The organism is Leptothoe sp. LEGE 181152, assembly GCF_032906605.1.
GTDB classification, from domain to species: domain Bacteria; phylum Cyanobacteriota; class Cyanobacteriia; order Phormidesmidales; family Phormidesmidaceae; genus Leptothoe; species Leptothoe turfae.
Map to the genome: position 1 here is coordinate 13,644 of NZ_JASATU010000021.1, position 22,711 is coordinate 36,354.

General features: G+C 47.7%; 15 protein-coding genes. 5 read left to right on the top strand and 10 right to left on the bottom strand.

Annotation, left to right across the window (positions count from 1 at the left end; genetic code table 11):
• Positions 1–10: 10 nt before the first annotated feature.
• Positions 11–562, bottom strand: coding sequence for a Uma2 family endonuclease (locus QGP82_RS13085; RefSeq protein WP_499059550.1), 552 nt, complete (start codon positions 560–562; stop codon positions 11–13).
• Between the two features lie 219 nt (positions 563–781).
• Here QGP82_RS13085 and QGP82_RS13090 point away from each other — a divergent pair, with 219 nt between their 5' ends.
• The gene (locus QGP82_RS13090) at positions 782–1,657 is read left to right on the top strand and encodes a toll/interleukin-1 receptor domain-containing protein (RefSeq protein ID WP_499059552.1); all 876 of its coding nucleotides are present in this window, start codon (positions 782–784) and stop codon (positions 1,655–1,657) included.
• Between the two features lie 14 nt (positions 1,658–1,671).
• Here QGP82_RS13090 and QGP82_RS13095 read toward each other — a convergent pair whose 3' ends face one another.
• The 3 genes from QGP82_RS13095 to QGP82_RS13105 all read right to left on the bottom strand — a co-directional run bounded on the left by QGP82_RS13095 (position 1,672) and on the right by QGP82_RS13105 (position 4,575).
• Positions 1,672–1,965 (bottom strand): helix-turn-helix domain-containing protein, encoded by a 294-nt coding sequence (locus tag QGP82_RS13095; RefSeq protein ID WP_163661064.1) that lies wholly within the window; start codon positions 1,963–1,965, stop codon positions 1,672–1,674.
• Positions 1,966–2,136: 171 nt separating this feature from the next.
• Positions 2,137–3,756, bottom strand: a complete 1,620-nt coding sequence (locus tag QGP82_RS13100; RefSeq protein ID WP_499059554.1) for a cation:proton antiporter — start codon at positions 3,754–3,756, stop codon at positions 2,137–2,139.
• A gap of 177 nt (positions 3,757–3,933) precedes the next feature.
• The gene (locus QGP82_RS13105) at positions 3,934–4,575 is read right to left on the bottom strand and encodes a TetR family transcriptional regulator (RefSeq protein ID WP_163661060.1); all 642 of its coding nucleotides are present in this window, start codon (positions 4,573–4,575) and stop codon (positions 3,934–3,936) included.
• A 114-nt stretch (positions 4,576–4,689) separates the two neighbouring features.
• Here QGP82_RS13105 and QGP82_RS13110 point away from each other — a divergent pair, with 114 nt between their 5' ends.
• The 3 genes from QGP82_RS13110 (at position 4,690) to QGP82_RS13120 (ending at position 7,905) form a co-directional block, all read left to right on the top strand.
• On the top strand, positions 4,690–5,871 hold the full coding sequence (locus QGP82_RS13110) for an ABC exporter membrane fusion protein (protein WP_499059555.1): 1,182 nt from the start codon (positions 4,690–4,692) through the stop codon (positions 5,869–5,871).
• 78 nt (positions 5,872–5,949) lie between these two features.
• A complete protein-coding gene (devC, locus tag QGP82_RS13115; RefSeq protein ID WP_499059557.1) occupies positions 5,950–7,131 on the top strand; it encodes an ABC transporter permease DevC in 1,182 nt (393 codons plus the stop codon).
• An 81-nt stretch (positions 7,132–7,212) separates the two neighbouring features.
• Positions 7,213–7,905: a DevA family ABC transporter ATP-binding protein gene (locus QGP82_RS13120; RefSeq protein ID WP_499059559.1), complete on the top strand. Its 693-nt coding sequence runs from the start codon at positions 7,213–7,215 to the stop codon at positions 7,903–7,905.
• A 511-nt stretch (positions 7,906–8,416) separates the two neighbouring features.
• On the opposite strand, the gene QGP82_RS13125 is transcribed toward QGP82_RS13120, so the two are convergent.
• The 5 genes from QGP82_RS13125 to QGP82_RS13145 all read right to left on the bottom strand — a co-directional run bounded on the left by QGP82_RS13125 (position 8,417) and on the right by QGP82_RS13145 (position 19,758).
• Complete coding sequence (locus QGP82_RS13125; protein WP_499059561.1) at positions 8,417–10,855, bottom strand: acyl-CoA dehydrogenase; 2,439 nt, start codon at positions 10,853–10,855, stop codon at positions 8,417–8,419.
• A gap of 130 nt (positions 10,856–10,985) precedes the next feature.
• Positions 10,986–12,167 (bottom strand): acetyl-CoA C-acyltransferase, encoded by a 1,182-nt coding sequence (locus tag QGP82_RS13130; protein WP_499059562.1) that lies wholly within the window; start codon positions 12,165–12,167, stop codon positions 10,986–10,988.
• Positions 12,168–12,296: 129 nt separating this feature from the next.
• Complete coding sequence (locus QGP82_RS13135; RefSeq protein ID WP_499059564.1) at positions 12,297–14,669, bottom strand: 3-hydroxyacyl-CoA dehydrogenase/enoyl-CoA hydratase family protein; 2,373 nt, start codon at positions 14,667–14,669, stop codon at positions 12,297–12,299.
• A 137-nt stretch (positions 14,670–14,806) separates the two neighbouring features.
• Entirely contained in the window at positions 14,807–16,771 is a 1,965-nt protein-coding gene (locus tag QGP82_RS13140) for an AMP-dependent synthetase/ligase (protein ID WP_499059566.1), read from the bottom strand.
• A gap of 548 nt (positions 16,772–17,319) precedes the next feature.
• On the bottom strand, positions 17,320–19,758 hold the full coding sequence (locus tag QGP82_RS13145) for an alpha/beta fold hydrolase (protein ID WP_499059568.1): 2,439 nt from the start codon (positions 19,756–19,758) through the stop codon (positions 17,320–17,322).
• A gap of 419 nt (positions 19,759–20,177) precedes the next feature.
• Here QGP82_RS13145 and QGP82_RS13150 point away from each other — a divergent pair, with 419 nt between their 5' ends.
• Positions 20,178–20,558, top strand: a complete 381-nt coding sequence (locus QGP82_RS13150; RefSeq protein ID WP_163661041.1) for a helix-turn-helix domain-containing protein — start codon at positions 20,178–20,180, stop codon at positions 20,556–20,558.
• Here QGP82_RS13150 and nblS read toward each other — a convergent pair.
• Positions 20,555–22,582 carry a two-component system sensor histidine kinase NblS gene (nblS, locus tag QGP82_RS13155; protein ID WP_163697457.1) on the bottom strand — a complete coding sequence of 676 codons (2,028 nt, stop codon included), beginning with the start codon at positions 22,580–22,582 and terminating at the stop codon, positions 20,555–20,557. The genes QGP82_RS13150 and nblS overlap by 4 nt on opposite strands.
• Positions 22,583–22,711: the final 129 nt, after the last annotated feature.

Below are 22,711 nucleotides of genomic sequence, written 5' to 3' on the forward strand. Positions count from 1 at the left end.
CCATCTTGTATCAATCTGGAATATTGACTAATTTGTGAACTTCAATGGCAATATCAGGAAAGGCAATTGGATGTATACTGCCATCGCTGAAGGTGTCCTGACTTACAAAATCACCCTTTTGTAAGTTTCTAAACACGGTTAGCTGCCTGTCTGTGATGTTAATGACCCAGTACTCTTGGATGCTTGCTTGAGCGTAGAGCTTTCGTTTGATATTCAAATCGTAGGTTAGGGTGGTATCTGCCACCTCAACTAACCAATAAATATCTTCCGGGTAAGGATGACGCTTTAGATAGAGGGTTTCAGGTAGACGAACGATGGCGATGTCCGGTTGTGGTTCAGAGTCAATAAGGGTGATGGGATGGGCTTCAAAAACCTTAGCCTGATCTTGCAGAATGCGTCTCAGGTACTCGGCACCACGATCGTTAATAAATCTGTGAAACGCGCCTTCTGGAGCCATGTCCCAAATTTCTCCGTTGATGAGTTCGCAGCGCCGATGATCGAGAATACCTAGATCTCGCATGTGCTGATAGTCTGCAACTGACCATTTGGTTAATGTGCGCATGACTTGAACCTTCTATGGAGGGTCGACTGTTAACTAGATTTCTATATTCTAATTGTTGATTTCTCCGTCTATTGAAACCTGATGATATACAGGACGCTTCCTAAAGCTTGTGTATCAATTGATTAGAGGGGTAACTCTCTGTCTATTTGTTCTGTTACTTTAGTTTTCGAAAATCGTTACAATAAATCAAGCAAGGCAAAGCTACTTTTAAGTCAGCATATGAAGATATTTTTGAGCTTTAGCGGAACCTCTAGTATGCATGTAGCAGAGGCGCTTTATGAGACTCTACCGATGATTTTACATTACGCACAGCCTTGGTTATCTCGTAGAAATATTAGTGCTGGAACCAGATGGGGGGAAGAGCTTAGTGAGTCGTTGCAATCCACTTCATTTGGGATTCTTTGCTTGACTCGTCAAAGTTTAAATTCTGACTGGGTAATCTTTGAGGCAGGTGCGCTGTCTAAGTTTGTATCGGAAGCAAGAGTGGTTCCTTACTTGTTCAATTTAAGCAATAACGATTTAGGAGGTCCGTTAGCTCAATTTCAGTCGAAGCTTGCTGAGAAAGAAGCTACATTTCAAGTCATAGAAGCAATTAATTCTGGAGCTGAAGAACCTATTGATGCGGCTCGTTTGCGAAAGCAGTTTGAAGTTATATGGCCCTATCTAGAAGGTAAACTTCAGGATATCGCAGATGACTCAACCGCGTCTGAAGCCCGACCAACTGAATCAGTCATCGAAGATCTATTTGTGTATGTTCAAGATCTAAGTCGAAGATTTAGTGTATTGGAAGAGGTAATTAACCAGAAGTCAAATTCTACAGATGCTAAGGCATCTTCAGACAGCACAAATAAGATCAAGCTTGACTCTTTAAAGGAAGTTATTAGGCACTCTGAGCGATTGCTCTCTGGTGACTCAATGTCTCCGGACACAGTATCATCAGCCTTGGAAATGGCTGAGCATTGCCAACGTGAAATAGCCAGCTTGCTCTCTGGTGAGATTCTATCTGCACCTACTAGGGATCAGGCAAAACGTTTAATTGGAAGAGCAGAGGCTCTGATCGCGCTGGCAGAAAAAAAGCAGGAAGACAAGGATTAGTTCAGCAGACCTAACTACCCTTCATCAAAGCTTGGAAAAATGTCTGTGATTTTGTACCTTGATGCACCTACAAGTCGATTAATTCCATTAACAATTTTTCCCATAGTTGTAGGTGATGGAGTCCTCCTCTGATTGTAGTACTTCGATAAAGAAGATGTACTTACTCCGCTTGCCTGTGCAACTTTGCCTTGGGTAAGTTCCTCATTTGCTAACACCCTCTTCAGATTATTCGTGGCCATAGCTTTAAACAGATTGCAGCTTTTGCTAAGTATCGCCAAAAGATAGCATATTTTTTCATATGCTGCCATTTTTTCTAAAGAGTTGCCATATTTTCTCAAAGACTGACATGTTTTACCATGAAGTGACGAGTGGATGGACTATGTGTCTCTCTTCTTTGTCTGGTACCTAGTTGTCAAAGCTGCATCGTGTTGTACAGCGCTTGAGTTCTTCTTCGATAAGTATTTCACTGTTGATTGTAATTAATAAACTGTTTCCACAATTACAACTGGTAAAGGACTCGTTTCTATTACTGCCTGTGAAACAGATCCAACAAGTAAGGTTTCTAGATATCGATGTCCTCGCTTACCCATGACGATTTCTGCAGCTCCATAGTCCTGGGCAATTTGTAGGATGTCTATAGAGATAGCTCCAGATGTTGTGATAAATCGATGGCGGATGTCGGCTAAGTATTTTTTGGTCTGTTGTTTGATTTGGTGGATGCCTTGAGGATCATCAAGGCGTTGGACGTGTAAAACCACCACATCGCCATCACATCGGCGAGCAAGATCAGCAGCCTTTGTTAGAACTTGTTTCGCTAAGGGGGAAGTGTCAATAGCGGCGAGTAGAACAATACGGCGATTTACAGAGACTTTGGTGGGGTCCACCTCGCCTTTGTCTAGCAGTTTTGGGGCAAAGGTGGGAATAGCCCAAGCCCCTAAGGGAGCCGTCACTAAAATCGATAGAGCCGCGAGGGCAAGGATTGTTTCTCCTCCATCCACTCCTTGAGCTAAGGGAATAGCCCCAATTGCTGCTTGGACTGTGGCTTTTGCGGAATTACCTGAGAGCAGAAACAGACGTTCTTTGCGAGTCCAGTTGCTACCTAACGTGGCCAGATACCAGCCGAGAGAACGTCCTACTAATGTGCCGATAGCCAATATCAACAGCCCGGCCAGGAGAGTATCTTCTAAAACATGGAGCTGAATGCTAGCTCCTAGCAATACAAACAGAATAATCTCAGCGGCAACCCACAGACTGTTGAATCCTTCTCTTAGCCGCCTTGCCAGGGGGGGATCGAATTCAATAAGAAAGAATCCGGTGGTCATGACGGCTAAATAGCCAGAGAAGATAGGGATATGTTCTGCAAGAACAACGAGCAATAATGCAACGCTGGCAGCAACTAGGGCATCCTGAACGACATTCTGAGTCCAGTTTTGTTTGGCTAAAACCACGACGAGCAAACGAGCTGTGAGCCAGCCTAATATGATGCCTAAACTGACTTGCAGGATGACCTGAAGTGGCAGAAGTTGCACAGGGCTGAGGCTGAGACCACCAAACGCGATGCCTGTGGCAGTTCCTTGGGTGAGAAAGGCTAGCAGTAGGCTAAACACGAGTAACAGCAGCACATCTGACAGAGCACTACCAGTCAAAATGGCGTCAGGGATACCCTTTTTGACACCCCAGCCGAGACTCTTGAGGCGCAGCATTCCTGGCACGATGACAGCTGGAGATTCTGCTCCAAGGATGCAGCCGAGCAGTAGCCCAGTGGCTAAATCAAATTGAAATAGCCAGATAGCGGCTAGAGCGACGGCGATGGCTTCACAGGTAGCGGGTAAGAAGCCAAGTCTTAGGGCGACGGTGCCTTGTTGGGCTAGCTTTTCACGGTCTAGGCCCAGACCAGCTTTCATGAGGATCACCATGACAGCAATGGTACGGAGAGAGTCGGCTGCACCCAGCACTCCAGGGCTGAGCACGTTGATGACTTGGGGACCGAGGAGGATACCTGCGAGGACCATGCCGACCAGGGCTGGGGCTTTGAGCCGTCGGGCGATTTGTCCGGCAAAAAAGCCTGTGAGGAGGATCCAGATGATGCTTTCTAGCATTGGGTCGATGACTGGGAAATGTTGAAGATTGCTCAGGGATAACCATACCTGTTCTTGTCGGTACTGGTTGAGTGCAGGGTGGGCTAATGCTTCTTGAGGAGATGTTGACTTTGACTCCGCTCAGCCAGCTATTTCGCGGGGGAGCAGTGAAGTCGAACTCCGATCACGGCGAGTTGTTTATTTCTGATAATGACCGCCGGCCATCATGAGATCAACTAAGCCATCGACCATGCGATCGCACTCTAACGGCATAATCTCTTTCCCGCCCATCATCTCCTGCACAATCAGATAGTGAACCATCGAGCCGGAAAAGACCCGAGCCGCAATCTCAGGATCTGTAAACTCTAACTCGGGATGATTTGCCAGATAAGTCGATAGCCTTTCCAATAAAGGTTTAGTCAGCTCTCGCACAAAGGTTTGGGCTAGTTCAGGAAACTGCTCAGATTCACCAATAATCAAGCGCATCAGGGTGAGGAACGGTTGATTGCTAACCGCCTCATTGATAAATGATCGTCCCATTTTGCGCAGCATGACGTCAGGCGAGGTGGGCATTTCCGCACGTGCAGGCAAGTTTCCCATCATGTTGCTGCTTTTGTGCAGCAGCTGTTGCACTAATGCGACAAACAATCCCTCTTTATCCTGAAAATAGCTGTATAGCGTGGGTTTTGATACCCCTGCTGCCTTGGCGATACGAGCCATACTCGCTGCAGCATACCCTTGGGCCATGAACACTTCGAAAGCACCGGCCAGAATCGCTTTGGCTTTGTCAGCTTTAGGATCTGAGGATGCGTCGGATGGGGCAGGGGTAACAGGGCTCACTCAAATAACTCCGGGGGGTGGGAAACGGGATCTCATTTTACTAAACCGTTTTGATTTTTATTGACTTTACTAAACCGTTTAGTAAGATAAAAGTATAGCGAGTTGCGTAAGCTCATGAATCTCAATCTGATAAATCCCCAAAAAATAGCTGTAAGCCGTCAGTGGTGGTTGATTGTGGGTGTCGCCGTTTTAGGCGTAGTGGGCGTTACGGCTTGGCGTAGTGCTCAGGTCCTGAATCAGCGTGAAGAGCAGGTGGCTGTGCTGCCTGAAATCACATCAGTGACCGCTCTAGGTCGTTTGGAGCCAGACGGTGAAACGATTGATCTGACAGCCCCTACTTCTGCCCAGGAGAGTCGGATTCAGGAGCTACTGGTGAAAGAGGGTGATGTTGTGGAGGCGGGGCAGGTCATTGCGATATTGGATAATCGCGATCGCATGCAAGCCGCGTTGCAAAAAGCTGAGCAACAAGTGCAAATTGCCCGCGCTCAGCTGGCCCAAGTTGAGGCGGGTGCCCAAACTGGCGAATTGCAGGCGCAAGTGGCAGAAATCGCTCGGCTTGAGGCTGACCAGGCTGGTAATATCAGTGCCCAGCGAGCGACGGTTGCTCGCCTGGATGCTGAAGTGCAACATGCTCAAATTGAGGCCCAGCGCTATGGGTCGCTATATCAGCAGGGGGCGGTCTCGGCGTCCCAGCGCGATGCTAAACAGCTGACTTACACCACAGCCCAACGCCAGCTTCAGGAAGCTCAAGCTTCTCTAGGACGAATTGAGTCAGCAGGTCAGGAGCAAATTACCCAGGCCCGTGCCACCCTCGACCGGATTGCAGAGGTGCGTCCGGTGGATGTGGATGCAGCTGAGGCGGACGTGCAATCTGCGATCGCAGGCGTGGCTGAAGCGCAAGCCAACCTTGATCAGGCTTATGTGCGCTCTCCCCGCGACGGACAAGTACTGAAAATTCATACTCGCTCGGGAGAAACCATCGGTGATGAAGGGATTGCCACCCTGGGCCATACCCAGCAAATGATGGTGGTTGCTGAGGTGTACCAGGATGATATTGCCAAGGTAAATCCTGGTCAGCGGGTGGAGATTACGACGCCTACTATTGACGATGTTCTACAGGGAACGGTTCAACGAATTGGTCTTCAGGTGGAATCGCAACAGGTGGTCAATGAAGATCCGGCGGCCAATATTGATGCCAAGGTCGTAGAGGTTCATATTCAACTCGATGACCCTGATGGTGAGACGGTGGCAACGTTAACAAATTTGCAGGTCACCGCCGCCATTCAAATTCAATAGATCCTCGTTCCCATATTCCCGTGTAGAGATATTCCATGGAACGTCTCTACACGGGGTGCTCCCACCTCTATTGGTCCCATGAACCCTCTCCAAATTATTAAATCTCTCCAAGAACGAACGCCCCTAGGGTTGTTGCAATTAAAACACGACCCAATGAGATTGCTAACTGCGATCGCCGGTATCACCTTTGCCGATGTGCTGATTTTTATGCAGTTAGGGTTTTCAGATGCGCTCTATAAAACCAACACCCAATACCCTCGGTCTCTTCAGTCAGATATTGTCCTGATTAGTACCCAGGCCAAGAATTTTGGACAATTGCGTACTATTCCTCGTCGACGGTTATATCAAGCACAGGATGTACCGGGGGTTGTTGCTGCCGATGCTCTTTATGTGGGCTCTGTAGAGTGGCGTAATCCTCAAACCCGTAAGAAAACCTCCATGATGATTGTTGGGCAAAATCCCCATCGCCCTGCCTTTGATATTCCTGAGGTGAATGCCAAAATTTCGGAGACTCGAATGCCGTATCATGTTCTCTTTGATCAGGCGTCGCGGGGTGATTATCAAGCGATGATTGCCAAAGTGCAAGCAGGACAATTGGCCACAACTGAGGTGGGTGTGAATACGGTAACGGTTTCAGGGTTGTTCACCGTAGGCGCATCCTTTTCTGATGATGGGGCCTTGATCACCAGCGGTCAAAATTTTTTACGATTGTTTCCTAGGCGTGAAGCAGGCACTGTCAGTTTAGGGTTGATCAATGTCGATCCCGCCTATGACCCTGAACAAGTGAGAGAACAACTCATAGCTCGTCTGCCGGAAGATGTCATGGTGTTAACCCATGATGGCTATATTGACTTTGAGTTAAATGAGATTCAGGCTAACTCTCCCATTGGGTTTGTGTTTGGTCTCGGAACGACCATGGGTTTTATTGTGGGAGTGGTGATTGTCTATCAGGTGCTTTCCACAGATGTGAATAGTCATCTGGCTGAGTATGCCACCTTTAAGGCCATGGGCTATCGCAATAGCTATCTTCTCGGTGTTGTTTTTGAAGAAGCCTTGATTCTCTCATTTCTAGGATTTTTCCCCAGCTTAGCTATTGCCCTTGGTGCCTATAGTCTGACGGCTACAGCGACGGCGTTGCCGATTGCGATGCCTGTGAGTCGAACGTTTGTGGTGTTTTTGCTGACGCTGGTGATGTGTAATGTTTCCGGTGCGATCGCAACCCGTCGTCTCCAAGCGGCTGATCCTGCCGATATTTTCTAGCCTGGTGTTGGAGGGCTGGCACAAGGCACAGCCCCTACCCGTTAATCTCCATCTCCGTCTCTATTTCTCTTTCACAGACCTATGACGACTGCACCTGCTATTTCTGTTCACAAGTTAGACCATTATTTTGGCTCTGGGCAACTGCGCAAACAAGCCTTGTTTGACATCAATTTAGACATTGCAGCTGGAGAAATTGTGATTATGACGGGTCCCTCTGGTTCTGGAAAAACCACGCTGCTCACCCTGATTGGTGGCTTACGCTCGGCGCAATCCGGGAGCCTACAAGTCATAGGACATGAGTTATGCCAGGCCAGTGGGCAGGCTCTAGTTAAAGCGCGGCGCAATAATGGTTATATATTTCAAGCCCATAACCTGCATGGTAGCCTGACTGCACTGGAAAATGTGCAAATGGGCCTGGAAGTGCAGGGAAGAGTTACTAAACAAGCCAGGCATCATCGAGCCGCAGAGATGCTGAAGCAGGTTGGGCTAGAAGAGAGGACCGATTACTATCCTGCTGATTTATCGGGTGGACAAAAACAACGAGTTGCGATCGCGCGTGCGCTAGTCAGCCATCCTAAGATCGTGTTGGCTGACGAACCGACAGCTGCCTTAGATAAGAAATCAGGCCGAGATGTGGTAGACATTATGCACAACTTAGCTAAAGAGCAGGGCTGTACAATTCTACTAGTCACTCACGACAATCGTATTTTAGACATTGCCGACCGTATCATTTACATGGAAGATGGACGTTTGTCGACGCAAGATTCAGGATAGTAGGACCTTGTATCTGTCCTCAGTTTTGTAGCTACTTCAGCAGAACGCTTGTACCCTCACCTATCGAACCATGGGCGTTCTGGTTAATTAGAGTCATCAACCCATATGGGTGCTCCCTTGTAAAAGAATTCTGAATGCTTACAGCGAGGACAGATATGAACATCAAAAATCAGATGCTCTTCAACATCTAAAAGAGTGCCTAGAAATCCCCTATTTTGATTTTGAGAGTCAAATCTATAGGTCTTAAGATACTTCATCTCTGTTTGACAGCGTAAACACTTCATCGATATCTATCCTTCAGGTGATGAGCCGGAATCATTGTTTCTTATCGTTTGATACAGAGCTCTTAAGACAATTTACGAACGGCTCAACAGCCTTGACTATGAGACATTTGTTAAAGAAATGCCATTGAGGGTTCGGTATCACATCCACATTTAATAATGGACACACTTACGCCACAGAGTACTAGTGATCGATAGGCCCGTAGGTCTAGATATGCACAGCTTTACTCTCATAGGTCTGTTATTCCCTCTGCAATATAGTCTTTGCCAATGTGCTGATACTCGGCCAAGGTAAACGCATCTACTTGAATAGCATCCAACTGTGCCTGTTCTGTCGTTGTGGCCAAGTCAGATTCTGCGCCTGTAATCAGCCCAGCTCGCAGTGCCGCTTCCACACGACCCACAGGTGGTGTAATCTTCAGCTGACCATGGCGTAGTGCCGTTTTGATTTTTTTAAAGATTGGCATTGCCACAATGGAAAGCTGGTAAGCACGCTCTAGTCGACCGAGTGCCTGTTCTGCCTCAATGGGTACATACAATCCTTTAGTAATGTGCTTGCGTCCATCAGGAGATTGCAGTAATTGAGCTACAGCATGGCCTTGGGCATCGGTGGGAATCACACCAATGGGATTTAACCGGAACCAGGGTAACGTTGTGGCTCGCATCAGACCACCCAAAACAGGAATCTTCAGATTTACCAATAGTCCTTCTAATGCTTGCTGAATCTGCCCAAGGCTATGGTGCATCGCCCAGTGAACCAGGGGTAAATCGTCTTCACGACGCCCTTCTGCCTCAAACCGTCTGAGTGTGGCTGTCGCTAAATACATCCAAGAAAGCATATCGGCAAAACGACCTGTAATTTTCTCGTGACGCTTGAGTCGACCACCGTAGGTGAGCATGGCAAGATCCGATAGAGCTGCAAATGTGGCCGAAGCCCAAGCCAACTTTTGATAATATCTCGCCGTTTCTCCTCGAACGGGAGGTTTCACCCCATGGCCATGGGTCCAACCTAAGACTTTTGCACGGGTGAGATTTCGTAAAACAAGCCCCACATGTCGCCAAAATGCATGGTCAAAGGCTGCAATGTTGTTGTCTTCTAAAGCGTCAATTTCATTGACAATATAACCATGACAACGGATCGCTCCTTGACCATAAATCATCAAACTGCGGGTGATAATATTCGCTCCTTCAACCGTAATGGGAATCGGTGTTGCTGTATAAATATTGGCCAACAGATTGCGAGGTCCGCGACAGATTCCAGCACCACCGAGAATGTCCATGCCGTCATTGATAATGTGGCGGGACAGCTCAGTAAACTGATACTTAGCAATGGCAGAGACCACGGCAGGCTGTTCGCCTTGGTCCACAGCACCGCAGGTATATAGACGCGCCGCATCCATCAAATAGGTGAGACCACCAATGCGAGCCAGGGGTTCTTCTACCCCTTCAAATTTGCCGATGGATAACCCAAACTGTTCGCGTACAACACTGTAGGCACTGGTTACCCGCGAGACGAGCTTGGCTATACCAGTACAGGTGGCTGGGAAGCTGATACCACGACCAGCAGCAAGACTCTGCATCAGCATTGCCCAACCCTGGCCAGCGCACTCAACACCACCAATAATCTGACTAGCAGGCAAGACTACATTACGACCAGAAATTGGAGAGTTATAGAAGGGTACACCCATGGGGTCATGGCGATGGCTCAGTTGAACGCCCGGAGTATTTGCAGGAACTAGGACACAGGTAATGCCGACATCGACTCCTTTGCCTAGGAGATTATCGGGGTCACGGAGACGAACAGCTAAGCCGATGAGGGTGGCGATCGCACCCAGCGTAATGTATCGCTTCTGCCAGTTCAACCGCAAATATAGCTCACCATCTTTGCCCTTAAATACCGTACCGCCAGACTGCAGACTTGCTGCATCCGAACCAGCCGTTGGTTCCGTTAGGGCAAAGCAAGGCATTTCGTTGCCCATGGCGAGTTTTGGCAAATAGCGCTGCTTTTGCTCGTTAGTCCCATAGCGCAGCAGCAGCTTGGCTGGCCCTAAAGAGTTCGTCACGCCTACCGTCGCTGTGTAGGTAAATGAGCGCGATGCTAGCTTGGTCATGATCGCACTATAGGCTGTATTCGAAAACCCCAAACCGCCATACTCTGACGGAATCATCATGCCAAAGAAGCGTTCTTTTCTTAGATAAGCCCACACATCATCGGGGAAATCTTTGCGCTGATGGATCTCCCAGTCCGTGGCCATGCGGCACACCTGTTCCACAGGGCCATCAATAAACACTTGTTCATGGGGACTCAGTGTCGGGTAAGGCTCTGCCAAAATCCGCTTAAAGTTGGGTTTACCAGAAAACAGTTCGCCATCTACCCAGACAGTACCTGCTTCGATAGCCGCGCGTTCTGTTTCTGAAATTGCTGGCAACAACTTAAAGAGTCGGATGGTTTTAGCAATGGGTGCCGTAATCACTACTTGACGGATAAATGGCACATTAAAAATAATGGCCACTAGGCCAAATAGAATCCATAGCCATAAAGGCACATGGACGATAGCGAGTACCAATGCTGCGTAGGCAAACCAAGCCAGCATCGGCACATTAATGTAGGCCAGAACAACAAATAGTCCAAGCAATCCAACAATTAAACCAACGATCAAGAGAGTCATAGTATTTACCCCTTGTGTCACAACTGGACTAGGGCATGAAGAAGAATCTGTATTTTTGTTGAAGTCTAATTGACAACAAACGCTGCCTTGCGCTTTCCAAGCCTAGTCTCGTTTTGTCACTCTCTATGAATTAGAGCAACAAATTTTCAAACACTCCAGCGGCACCCATGCCACCCCCAACACACATGGTGACCATGCCATAACGGATGTGGCGACGTTGCATTTCATGGAGCAATGTTGCAGTAAGTTTCGCACCGCTACAGCCGAGGGGATGGCCGAGTGCGATCGCACCGCCATTCACATTGATTATGTCCTCGTTTAGTCCCAACTTACGAATGACCGCCAGACTTTGGGCTGCAAACGCCTCGTTAAGTTCAATTAGGCCAATGTCATCCAGACTTAGCCCCACCTGCTTCAGCACTTTAGGCACCGCTTCCACCGGCCCAATTCCCATAATCTGCGGCGGTACACCGGCAACCGCAAAACCCAACAGTCGCGCCATCGGCGTAAGGTTCAATTCCTGTACCTGGCGAGCACTCATCAGAATCGTGGCGGCAGCCCCATCCGACATTTGGGAGGAGTTACCGGCTGTGACGCTGCCCCCACGCCGAAATACAGGTGGCAATAATGCCAAAGCCTCCAGGCTGGTATCAGATCTGTAACCTTCATCCACTTGGAATTGAGTTGTTTGGGTGTGGACATCACCATTTTGGTAGACCGTGTCAGTGACGGTCAGGGGGATGATTTCATCGGTAAAGTTACCAGTCTTGATGGCTTTGATGGCGTTTTGGTGCGATCGCAGTGCAAATACATCTTGATCCGCCCGTGAAATCTCAAACTGCTTTGCCACATTCTCCGCTGTGAGCCCCATAGAGGTATATACCTGGGGTGTTTCAGCCATCATGGCTGGGTTAGGGCTCCAGCGGTCCCCACCCATGGGAATCAAGCTCATGGACTCCACGCCTCCAGCCACCATCACATCCGCCTGCCCAAAGCTAATCGCCTGGTGTGCCATAGCAATTGTCTGTAACCCTGACGAGCACAGCCGATTAACCGTCATGCCCGGTACTGACGATGGTAGGCCAGCCCGGTGCGCCACTACCCGACCCAGGTTATAGCCCTGCTCTGCCTCGGGCATGGCACAGCCCATAATGACGTCTTCGATTTGGTCTGGTTGCAATCTGGGGAGTTTTGCGATCGCGCCGCGTACAACTGCTGCCCCCATGTCATCGGGCCGCATATGCCGTAGAGTACCGCGCGGAGCCTTACCAACGGCTGTACGTACGCTCGCAACAATGTAAGTATCTTGCATGATATTCTCCAGGTAATGAGCAACAGGCCATAGGGACAATGGACAACGTAGATTGGGTTGATCCACAAGACTCTAAACCTTCAACACAGTGCCCAAGACGAAACCCAACCATTCCAATCATCTCGACCATCAATTCCGCAACGGCTTCTTAGTCTTCAATAAATGCATAATCCTCTCCTGGGTTTTTTTCTGTTGCAACAACGGCAAGAACACCTCCCGCTCTAACCCCAGCAAATACTCCTCAGATACTCTTGCCGGAGCCGTTAAATCACCACCAGTCAAAATGTAGGCCAGTTGACCTGCCAAGAATCGATCATAGTCACTAGCAAATCCCCCTTGTTGCATGGTGTAAGCCATATGGTCGAGTACTGCACGTCCCTGTTGTCCTAACACCCAAAAACTGTCGTGGGCCGGCGGACGATACCCTGCCCGATCAAGGCACAGCACCTCTTCTTTTGCCACATAGAGACGCTGGTCATTGTTCATAACAATGTGAGTATGGGCAGGCAAAAAGCCTAACTCCATTGCCTCATAGGCGCTGCCTGCAACAGTCGCTGTTGCCACAGTTTGAAAAACATGATTCAAGCAGGGCTGAATGTGTTGAGCTGTAATGCTCACAGCCTGCTGTGATGCCCACTTTGCCAAACGAGTGGTACCGGTTGCCCCAGGAATGAGACCAACACTTAATTCGACAAGGCCAATATAACTCTCGGCAGCAGCGACCACATGGGGACAAGCCATTACTAACTCACAACCTCCTCCCAAGGCTCGCCCCTGCACTGCCGCCACAATCGGTTTATGGAAGTAACGAATTTGCTGTAGCAACGTCTGAAACGTCACCAACAAATCAGTAATCATTGACCAGTTGCCAGTTTGAGCTGCTGTTGCCATTTCCACAAGGTTGGCCCCACCACAGAAATGGTCGCTGTTATTCCCAATGACAAGCCCCCGGTACTGATCATCTTGAGACAACATATGCAGCACCGTCTGTAACCCATCTACAACAGACGTGCTGAGGGTGTTCCCCTTAGAACGAAACTCATAGAGCGCAACGCCGTCCTGCATGTCAAACAGGGCTGCTTCTGAGGTTTCCCAAATCTTACTGTTTGTTGTTTTAATCAAAGGCAGATGAATCTCATCTGTAGCTTGTTCTACCGTTTGTTGCCCCACAGGACCAAGTACTGAATCAGCCATCAGCAGACTGCTCGGTACGCCATGGGGACTCCGATAAAAGTGTCCTTCCCCTACAGCTGCTATTTCATTAATCCACTCAGGTACATGTAAATTTGCCGCCTGCATATCATAGAGCACTCGATGGAAACCAATGGCATCCCATAGTTCGAATGGCCCCATTTGCCAGCCAAATCCCCAGCGCATCGCTCGGTCAACGTCAGCAGGGCTATCAGCAATTTCAGGCAAACGACAGGCACTATAACTCAATAACGCTAATGTTGTTTTACGGAAGAAATCACCCGCTCTACCCAACAGGGTATAAAGCACCCTGACTCGATCGATCAGTTTAGGTAACTGTGCAACATTCTCAAGTCCTGGCAAGTTAAGGGGGCGAGGTGCTTCGTAGGCAAAGGTTTTAGGATTCACTGACAGAATATCCTGCTTTACCTTTTTATAAAACCCTTGTCCTGACTTAGCTCCTCGCGAACCAGTTTCCACCAACGTTTTTAACAAAGACGGCAGCTTAAACATCTCCCTTTGCTCATCATGGGGAATGGCTGGATAGATATTTTCAGCTACATGGAGTAAGGTATCGAGGCCAACCAAGTCTGCTGTTCTAAATGTTGCCGATTTTGGACGACCAATTAATGTGCCTGTCAGAGTATCAATCTCCTCAATGGAGTAGCCATCGTCAATTAGGGCATGAACACCGAGAAATGTGGAAAATAAGCCAATACGATTAGCGATGAAATTAGGGGTATCTTTAGCAAGAACAACACCTTTGCCTAGATAACTACGACCAAACCGTTCCATTCGCTGCATCACTGTTGGATCGGTTACATCGGTGGGGATTAGTTCCAACAGTTTTAAATAACGAGGTGGGTTAAAAAAGTGAGTCCCTAAAAATCGTTGCCGAAAGTCTAAGGAGCGTCCATCCGCAATCTGAGCAATGGGTAACCCACTGGTATTGGTAGAAATCACCGCATCAGAACGCACTACCTGTTCTAGTCGGGCCATCAGCTGTTGCTTAATATCCAGACGTTCAACTATAGCTTCAATCACCCAATCTACCTGGCTTAGACGAGCAAAATGGTCATGATAGTTTCCGAGCTCAATCCGATGGGCCATATCAGGGGAAAAGAAAATTGGCGGGGAGAGTTTTCTAGCCTTATTAAATGCCCCTTCTACCACTGCATTTTTATCACCTTTCGGAGCAGGTAGATCCATCAGTAATACCTGCAATCCTGCATTTGCCAAATGAGCTGCGATCTGAGTACCCATAATGCCAGCCCCCAGCACAGCAGCCGTTTTGAAAGGAAGAAAAGTCATAATAGATCTCCTCAAAAGCAGGTCAACGGAGGGCAAATACCCTCCACTAAAAATACGAAATACGGAAGGTGGGCACCGCTCACCAAAAACAGACTGTAGGTTGGGTTGAGTCTATTGAAACCCAACAAATCCAAATATCATGAAGCAGTTTGCCGATCACGATGATATAAGGTCCCTAAACGCCTCCACCTTTGATATAAATGAGAGAACCTCCTTGGCGACACCTGGCACAAGGACTCAACCTCTTGATAAAGCACATCGATTTCCTGGGCATAAGCCTTATAGAGCTGTTGGCGACTTCCCCTAACACCCACCTTTTCAGAAATCAGCACAAACCGCTTAATGGTTGACCAACTTGGCAACCGAGCATTCATTTGGTCAATAAGCTTTTGGTAATAAGATCTCATCAGTACTAACTCATCAGCTTGACCTCCAACATTACTCAGCAATTTCTCTAATAGCAGATCCCAGTTTGACAAAATCTCCCCGCCAGCCTGAAGAGTTGTTTTGAGAATTTCATTTTCAGGGACAATCAACACTCCACAAAACTTTTGTCCAGGTCCCACTAGCAAAGCTTGTTTCACTAACGGAGACAGTCTCAACTGTGTCTCAATCGGTGCCGGAGCGATGTACTTACCAGTGGATAACTTGAAAAGATCTTTCTTGCATCCCTGGAGCGTCAATAGGCCATCTATAGAAAACTCTCCAAAGTCTCCCGTGTGGAACCACCCATGGGCGTCAATTACTGCATCCGTTGCTTCTGGATCATCGTGATACCCCACCATGATGTAGGGACTATGGACTAAGACCTCACCATCCGCCGCCAGCCGCATTTCCACACCGGGGATAGGTGCCCCCACAGTCCCTGAGCGCAGCCAGCGCGCGCGGGTGTAGCTGAGCACAGAACTGGTCTCAGTTAAGCCATAGCCCTGCTTCACCGGGATACCAACGCCATTAAAAAAGGTCATAATCTCAGGACGTAGGGCCGCTCCACCACATAGTAGATGGCGTATATTCCCGCCAAATGCTCGACGCAAATTCTTAAACACGCTATGGCTGAGTAGCCAGCGCTGTAAATGACGCCAGCTTACACTCCCCAACTCATCATCATGGGCCAGATGCCAGCCCCAGTTCAGCCAGTAGTGTTTTAACCCACGGGACTGTTGTCGCAGGTTATTAATTCGCTCATAAACTTTCTCCAGCAGTCGTGGCACCGTAATAAATATGGTGGGTTTCACGGTCGCTAAATGTAGAAATACCCGTTTTGGAGATGAGAAATAAATGTGATGGCCAAAGGCAAAGTGGCCATAGAGAAATGCCCTTGCAAAAATATGGTTGAGGGGTAAAAACGATAGGGCCACTTCCGGTGTACCTGGCTTCAGTCCTGGCATGCTGCTAAATGCCGCCCAGATATTGCCAGTTAAGTTCCTGTGACTTAACATTGCGCCTTTAACGTGACCACTGGCATCGGGGTTGTAGACAATGGTGGCCAAATCATCGGCATGAATCCGCTGCTTCAATGCCTGAATCGCCTCTGGGGAATGGGCCTGACGACCCTGGTGAAGAATGTCTTCTAACGTTTTAATTGTGCTCTTTGATAACACCCAGGCGGGGCGTATAGCTTTCTCGACAACAATAATCAAATCAACCTGCTGGGCTTGGTGGTAAAAGCGCTTTAACGTTTTCCAGGTGGACACAACTAGTGCCTTAATGTGGGCATCGGTAACTATCCAGCTAATGGTGGATAGCGACTGCCCTTTGTCTATGGGGATGGTGACTAGATTTGCGATCGCACTGCCCATATCCACCAACGCCCAATGGATATCGCTCTCTAGTAGCAGGCCAATGCGGTGTGACTCACTGGTACCCTCGTTACCGGTCAATCCTTCGGCCTCTAAGCCTAGCGCCAACTCTTCAGCAGCAGTACGAAACTCAATATAGGAATAAGTCTCCCACCCATGGGGAGTCCACTGATGCAACGCAGCATAGTCATAGGCACACCCCATATCTAACAAATCAGGAATAGTATGATGAAGCTGTACAGAACCCTGAGTGGCTGGCGCAACATACAACGCGCAGCAAAGGGGACATTGATCAACCATCTTTTTAAGAGAGCTAAAAACCCTCTTCCTCAATACAATTGGGACGCCCGTTGCAGTGGCATAGGGCAATCACACCCAAAGACCTATAGTTCTACCCAGCAAAGAGAGGAGTGGATAAGGGTAGAGCCTATGGCTTGGTCATTAACAGTTGAATTTAGCCATGGGCAAACGACTCCGAGCCTTCATTAAGCAGACTAAACCTCACACCTAAACCCATTTCAAGCAGTATTTTCTGTACAGAAAAACGCATAAAAAAGACTCGTTACAGGAGTCATCAACGGGTTTAAAGTCGCAGCTGACTATCAGGCTAGAGCTGAGATAATCTATTCGATAACAATAAAAAACAGCCAGATAAATGGCGACTTATAGTCAAGAATCCAGCTGATTAACCAAGCAATATCGCAGTAAAGAACTTAGTCTATTTCAAGTAGCCTAGTTGGGTTAGCTGGTTTTCTAATACCACCATTATAGTGGGATCGCCCATCAGACATGAAGTTGTCTTAATAAGGTCGTAATATTTCAGAAATATTTAAACCGCCATTTGATAGCTATTTGAACACAGTCTCATCTTTTTTGATGTGACTCTCTAGCCAACTATTAATATCTTTCATAATCTCGGTTTGATTAATTTCGTTATAGAGTTCGTGATAAGCTCCGCTATAACTAATGAACGTCTTATCTTTTTGAGATAAGTCTTGAAAAAAAACTTGACTGATTCTAGGATCTGCAACTTTATCAGCAGTGCCATGCAACATCAAAATAGGTGATGTCAGATGTTCTTGATGACTCCATAGAGTCTTTGTCGTTTTTAGAAACTCTGTTGCCAGACGAGCTGTCCCCCGACGATGTCTTAGCGGATCGTGGGCATAGGCTAAAACCACCGAGCGATCGCGTGATGGCAAAATGTGATTGAGGCCAAGGGAAAGAGAAAATCGGGGCCAGCCCATGGATAATAGTTGACCAATTCTTAACCGCAGGTCAGTTTTAGCATGGATACCAAAGGGTGGCGATGCCGCTACGATGCCTGCAATGCTTGGATATAGACGTTTGTTCGATTGTCTTTCCGTTAGGTGGCTGTTAAGTTCATAGTCCAACGCGACAATACTACCTAAGCTATGCCCTAATAAGAAACAAGGCACCAGTGGATGCTGTTGCTGGACTATGGCAAGCAAGTAAGCTAAATCATTTCGATAGTCTGCCCAGGCATTAATATGGCCACGCTGTCCCGGTGAACGACCGTGACCCCGTAGATCATAGCCATACAGGGCATACCCTTCAGGCAATAGAGCTTTCACAACATTTTGAAAAAGACCACTGTGTCCACCTAATCCGTGAATCAAAATCACAATTGCTTTCACGGTCGATGTTGGCAACCAGCTCTGATAGTAAAGACTTAAGCCATCTGCTGCGGTGAATAGACCCTCTTGATGTTGGACAGTAATTGTCTGCCATTGAAGCTGTTCCAGACGCTGCTGAAATTTATTGAGCACAGGTTGTAAGGCATGATCAGACTTTGCACTGATGAGGTGTAAATCATAAGGAGGCTGACTAATGGCTTGGGCATAGGACGTTAGCTGTGCCTGAGGAGTCTCCGATTGCCGCAAATAACGATCAAAAAATAGAACACTCAATCCACACAGATAGCTGTCAATAATAGGGGGGGATAAATTGAGACTGGGTAAATCGTCATGGCTGGTCAGTTGCAGAGAAGATAACAATTTTCTGAGATCATGCACATGGGACTTGCCCCGAATAACGGCTAAAAATCGTTCTTGGCTGGCCAGTAGAGGAAACATTTGTAGGGGTTCCAAGGCCATGGGTGCTGTTTTATCGTTGCTGCCAGTTGCAATAACTGTAGGAATGGTGACAGACGCTAAACCCTCTGCACCAAATAGGCCATTACCAATGGGATCCACCGTAAAAATAGCGCTAATGCGAGAATCCTGAAGCGGTGTAACTTTGGGCGGTAGTGACAACGCTCGACATTGGAGCAATAGGGATACATTTAAGCTTTCAGAGATTCCCTCACAACGCTGGGCTAACGCCTCAAAATCAATGGTGGCCCCTGCTAAGGCTAAGGCTGTGTAGCCTCCAAAAGATTCGCCTAATATGCCTACATCCGTTACCTTCAGATGGCCATCATAGTCGTGCTCATTTAGACGCTCCAACTCATCTAAAAGGGCACTAATATCATGGGGACGATCAAAAAAATCATGGAGTGAAAATATCTCGTCAACACGCCCCGATAGCAAGCTATGAACCTGATGGGTATCGCTGCCTGGGTGCTGGGGTACAGCCACTAGATAACCATGGGATACCAAATGTTTAGTGTAACGAGTCATGGTCTGGGGATTAGCTGCTAAACCATGGGAAATGACCACAATGGGTACGGGATATGGAATGTCTCCCAGAGGTTCATAGAGAAAAACCTGAAATGGTTGAGATGAGCGCCGTTGTAAACGCAGCACTTTTTGACGTATCCCCCAGGGACCAGGGACCCGAGGATCAATCTCCGGCACTGTCTGTTTCGTTGCTTCTTGCAACATCAGTGTCTTGAGTAAAGCTAACAGTTTATCGGTGGTCTGCAACAGGAGATCAATTTGCTGTGCTGTTTCCAGCAGCCGATCCGTGCGAAGATTGCCGGCTATTTGATACAGCAAGCTCATGATCGATAGCTGATCGGCTTGAGTGATTTTTCGGATTAGTGCCTGACGACCAGCTACATCGTCAGGTAGTTCAATTAACTGTCCTAGCCTTACTAATAAGGATTCACCAATATCTGTGCGTAAAAATCGCTGTAAGCTCTTCGCATCGAGTCTTACTTGGGTTTGTAAAATCTCTTGGCATTGAGTTTGGGCCTGAGGGTTTTGGCTGTCAAGATATATCTCACAAGTACGCTTAGCTAGCTGTGGTAGCCGTCTCTGTTGCCATATCAGAGACACTCGTCGCTGTAGCACTTGTTGAACTGAAGAGGGAAAAAAGGCCATCACAAACCTCGCAGACAAGAATACTTGTCCACTCCCCTCCTAGTTTGATTATGGTGTAAGAACAGGTGCTTTTATGCAGAATGATAGGGTGTTTAATATACGATCTTCATGTATCTAGTGATTTACACGGAGGCTATACGTATTATTTGTCATGTTTTGACGACATTTGATACGTATTTATCGGCGGCTATCTTATGACTTAAAAGCAGTTTTTTGAGGCCGAGTATTTCATGCCATCGCTGAAACTCCCTAGAACCAAGCATTTGTCAATTAGTCTTAAGTTAAAAAATATTGTGGACTGCGAAGGCGTAACTGTTTAATCCATAGTCTGTGTATCAAAGATAGCAAGCTAACGGCTTGATTCAGAAAAGTAGGATCAATACACTACCAACAGGTGTGTTGTATCTATATGTAGAGCAATGAGCGTTTTTCCTAGGGTTATAGATAGGTCTCAAGTTCTGGAGTGTTCTGATCATCAGTTAAAGCAAGTGGGGCAATACTTAAAAGCAGTACGTACACAACAAGGACTGTCATTGCTACAGGTGGCACAACGTACGCATATTCAACCCAAGCAATTGCGTGCCATCGAAACTGGCAATTGGATGCAGTTGCCAGAAGCAATTTATGTACAGGGATTTCTCAAACAATATGCACAGTCTTTGGGGTTGGATGGTGTAGCGATCGCAAATGATCTTGCAGTACAACCTGCTCCGGTGAACACTAAATGGTTAAATCAGTCCAATTTTTCGGCCCGTGAACGAGGCGTTGGACCGTTGCTGATCAATTGGTTGGTTGGCTAAGCCGATTCCTTGGGGGTGGCCTTAGCAGCTACTGGGGAAATCTCGCTGCCCGTGGCTGCTTCGGCGTTTCCATCTTCTTGATTAGCAACAGATTCTAGGTCTGACTCTGACCTAGGTTGTACGCGTGGAGCCTCATACATGGCTAAGTCAAACCAGAAGGTGGTACCAATACCCACTTCACTGACTAAACGCATCTTACTGTTGTGCTTGGCAATAATGTTTTTAACGATAGAAAGGCCTAACCCAGTACCTTCTAGCGTATGAACGCGATTTTCTACACGATAGAAACGATCAAAGATTGCATCTTGATCTTCAGGTGCAATGCCAATACCGGTATCGGAAATTTCGATGCGGACACTGTCAGTAAAGTCTGGGTGATCAACCGCCGATGGCGCACGATAGGCACGAATGGCCACACAGCCCCCCGCTGTAGAAAACTTCAGGCCATTCCCCACTAAGTTACCAAACACCTGCAACATTAAATCGTAGTTGCCTCGCACCGGTGGCAGACCTTCTTCAATTTCTTGAATCAGCTCTATTCCTTTATCCTTAGCGTTGAGCTGATAGGTGCGCAGGATCTGTTCAATGGGTTGATGAATATCCAACGCCGAAAACTGATAGCGACGATTCGACTCCAACCGTGAAAGATCTAACACGTCATTCACCAGACGTGTCAGGCGATCAGTTTCATGATTAGCGGTCTCTAAAAACTCCTGGCGCTCGCGGTCAGACAAATCATCACCATACTCATAGAGAGTTTCAATGAACGATTTGATGTTGAACAACGGCGTCCGTAATTCATGGGAAATGTTGCTAATAAACTGGCTCTTGGCCGCATTTAAGGCAACCTCTCGGGTAATATCCTGAATTGTGAGGGCAATACCTTTAACCGTTTCACCCGACTGATCCAACACGGAGTTCAGTAATACGCGAATGGTACGACTCGTAGGTTCAGTCAGGGCAATGCGAAATTCTTGGCTTTCAGATGAGTCCCCCTTAGCAGCCTGATATAGTGGGCGGGTCATCTGTGCCCTCACCTCTGTGGGAAGATGCTGTAACACATTACCGTCCGGTGGTAGGTGAGCGTCCCAGCCAAAAATACGACTAGCTGCCGTATTGGCAAGCACCACCTCCATGTTGGCATCGATCAAAATTGCACCGTCAGCGATGGTAGATACAAGGCGCTCTAACTTGGCTTTCTCAGCAGTGAGTTCTTCAATATTCTGTTCTTCATAGCGCTCTAGGCGCTCTGCCATGTAGTTAAAGCTTTGAATTAGCTCACCCAACTCGTCTCCACCTCGGGAGAGATCGATCCGCTGCTTAAAGTTACCGGCAGCAATGTTCTTCACACCGGTTAAGAGTTCTTTAATGGGCTGAGTAATGGTCAGCGCATTAAACACTGCTCCCAAAATCACCATCACCCAAATGCACACAAATACAGCAATGGTGACATCACGTGTGAGGTGGGAAGATGCCACCACCGTCGGATTAGGATTAATCCCTAACGCTAGGACACCGAGGTAATTGCCTTTGACTTTAAGTGGGACAAAGACATCAGTGACTTCGCCAGCAGGGGTGAGATGCTGACGCACCATGGGCAGATCAACACTCTTGACATAATTCTCTGGCAGCTGCATACGGCGGCTGAGGGTAAGAGAGTTTTGCACCGCCGAATCAGAATAGGGAATACCAAAAAAGATATAGCCCTCTGGATTGGCATAGAGCATATAGCGAATGCTCGATGTGCTCTCCATAAACCGCCGGGAGAATAGGGCCAGCTCATCAAGCTGCTGCGATTGGACCAAGGGGGCTGTATTTGAAGCTAGCAATAAGCCTAAGTCACGCCCAAAACGGGTGTCATTCAAACGGGCATCGAGCTGGATCGTATTTACGGCCCAAAAGGTGAGGCTGCTCATAATCAGAGATACAACCAAGGTGGCCGCCGCCATTAAACGCGTCTGGAGGGTAAAGTCTTTCCACCAGTCAGCGATTAGAGTGCGAATTGTTTGAAACAGCTCTACCATTCAACCTACATAAACCGCTCGATAGTATTGTGACATGAATCCCAAAATGACGGGTGGAGTGGGGCATGGGGACAGGGAACGGCAGGGATGGACGTTTTGAGTTTTGAGTGCTGAGTTTTGGGTGAACGG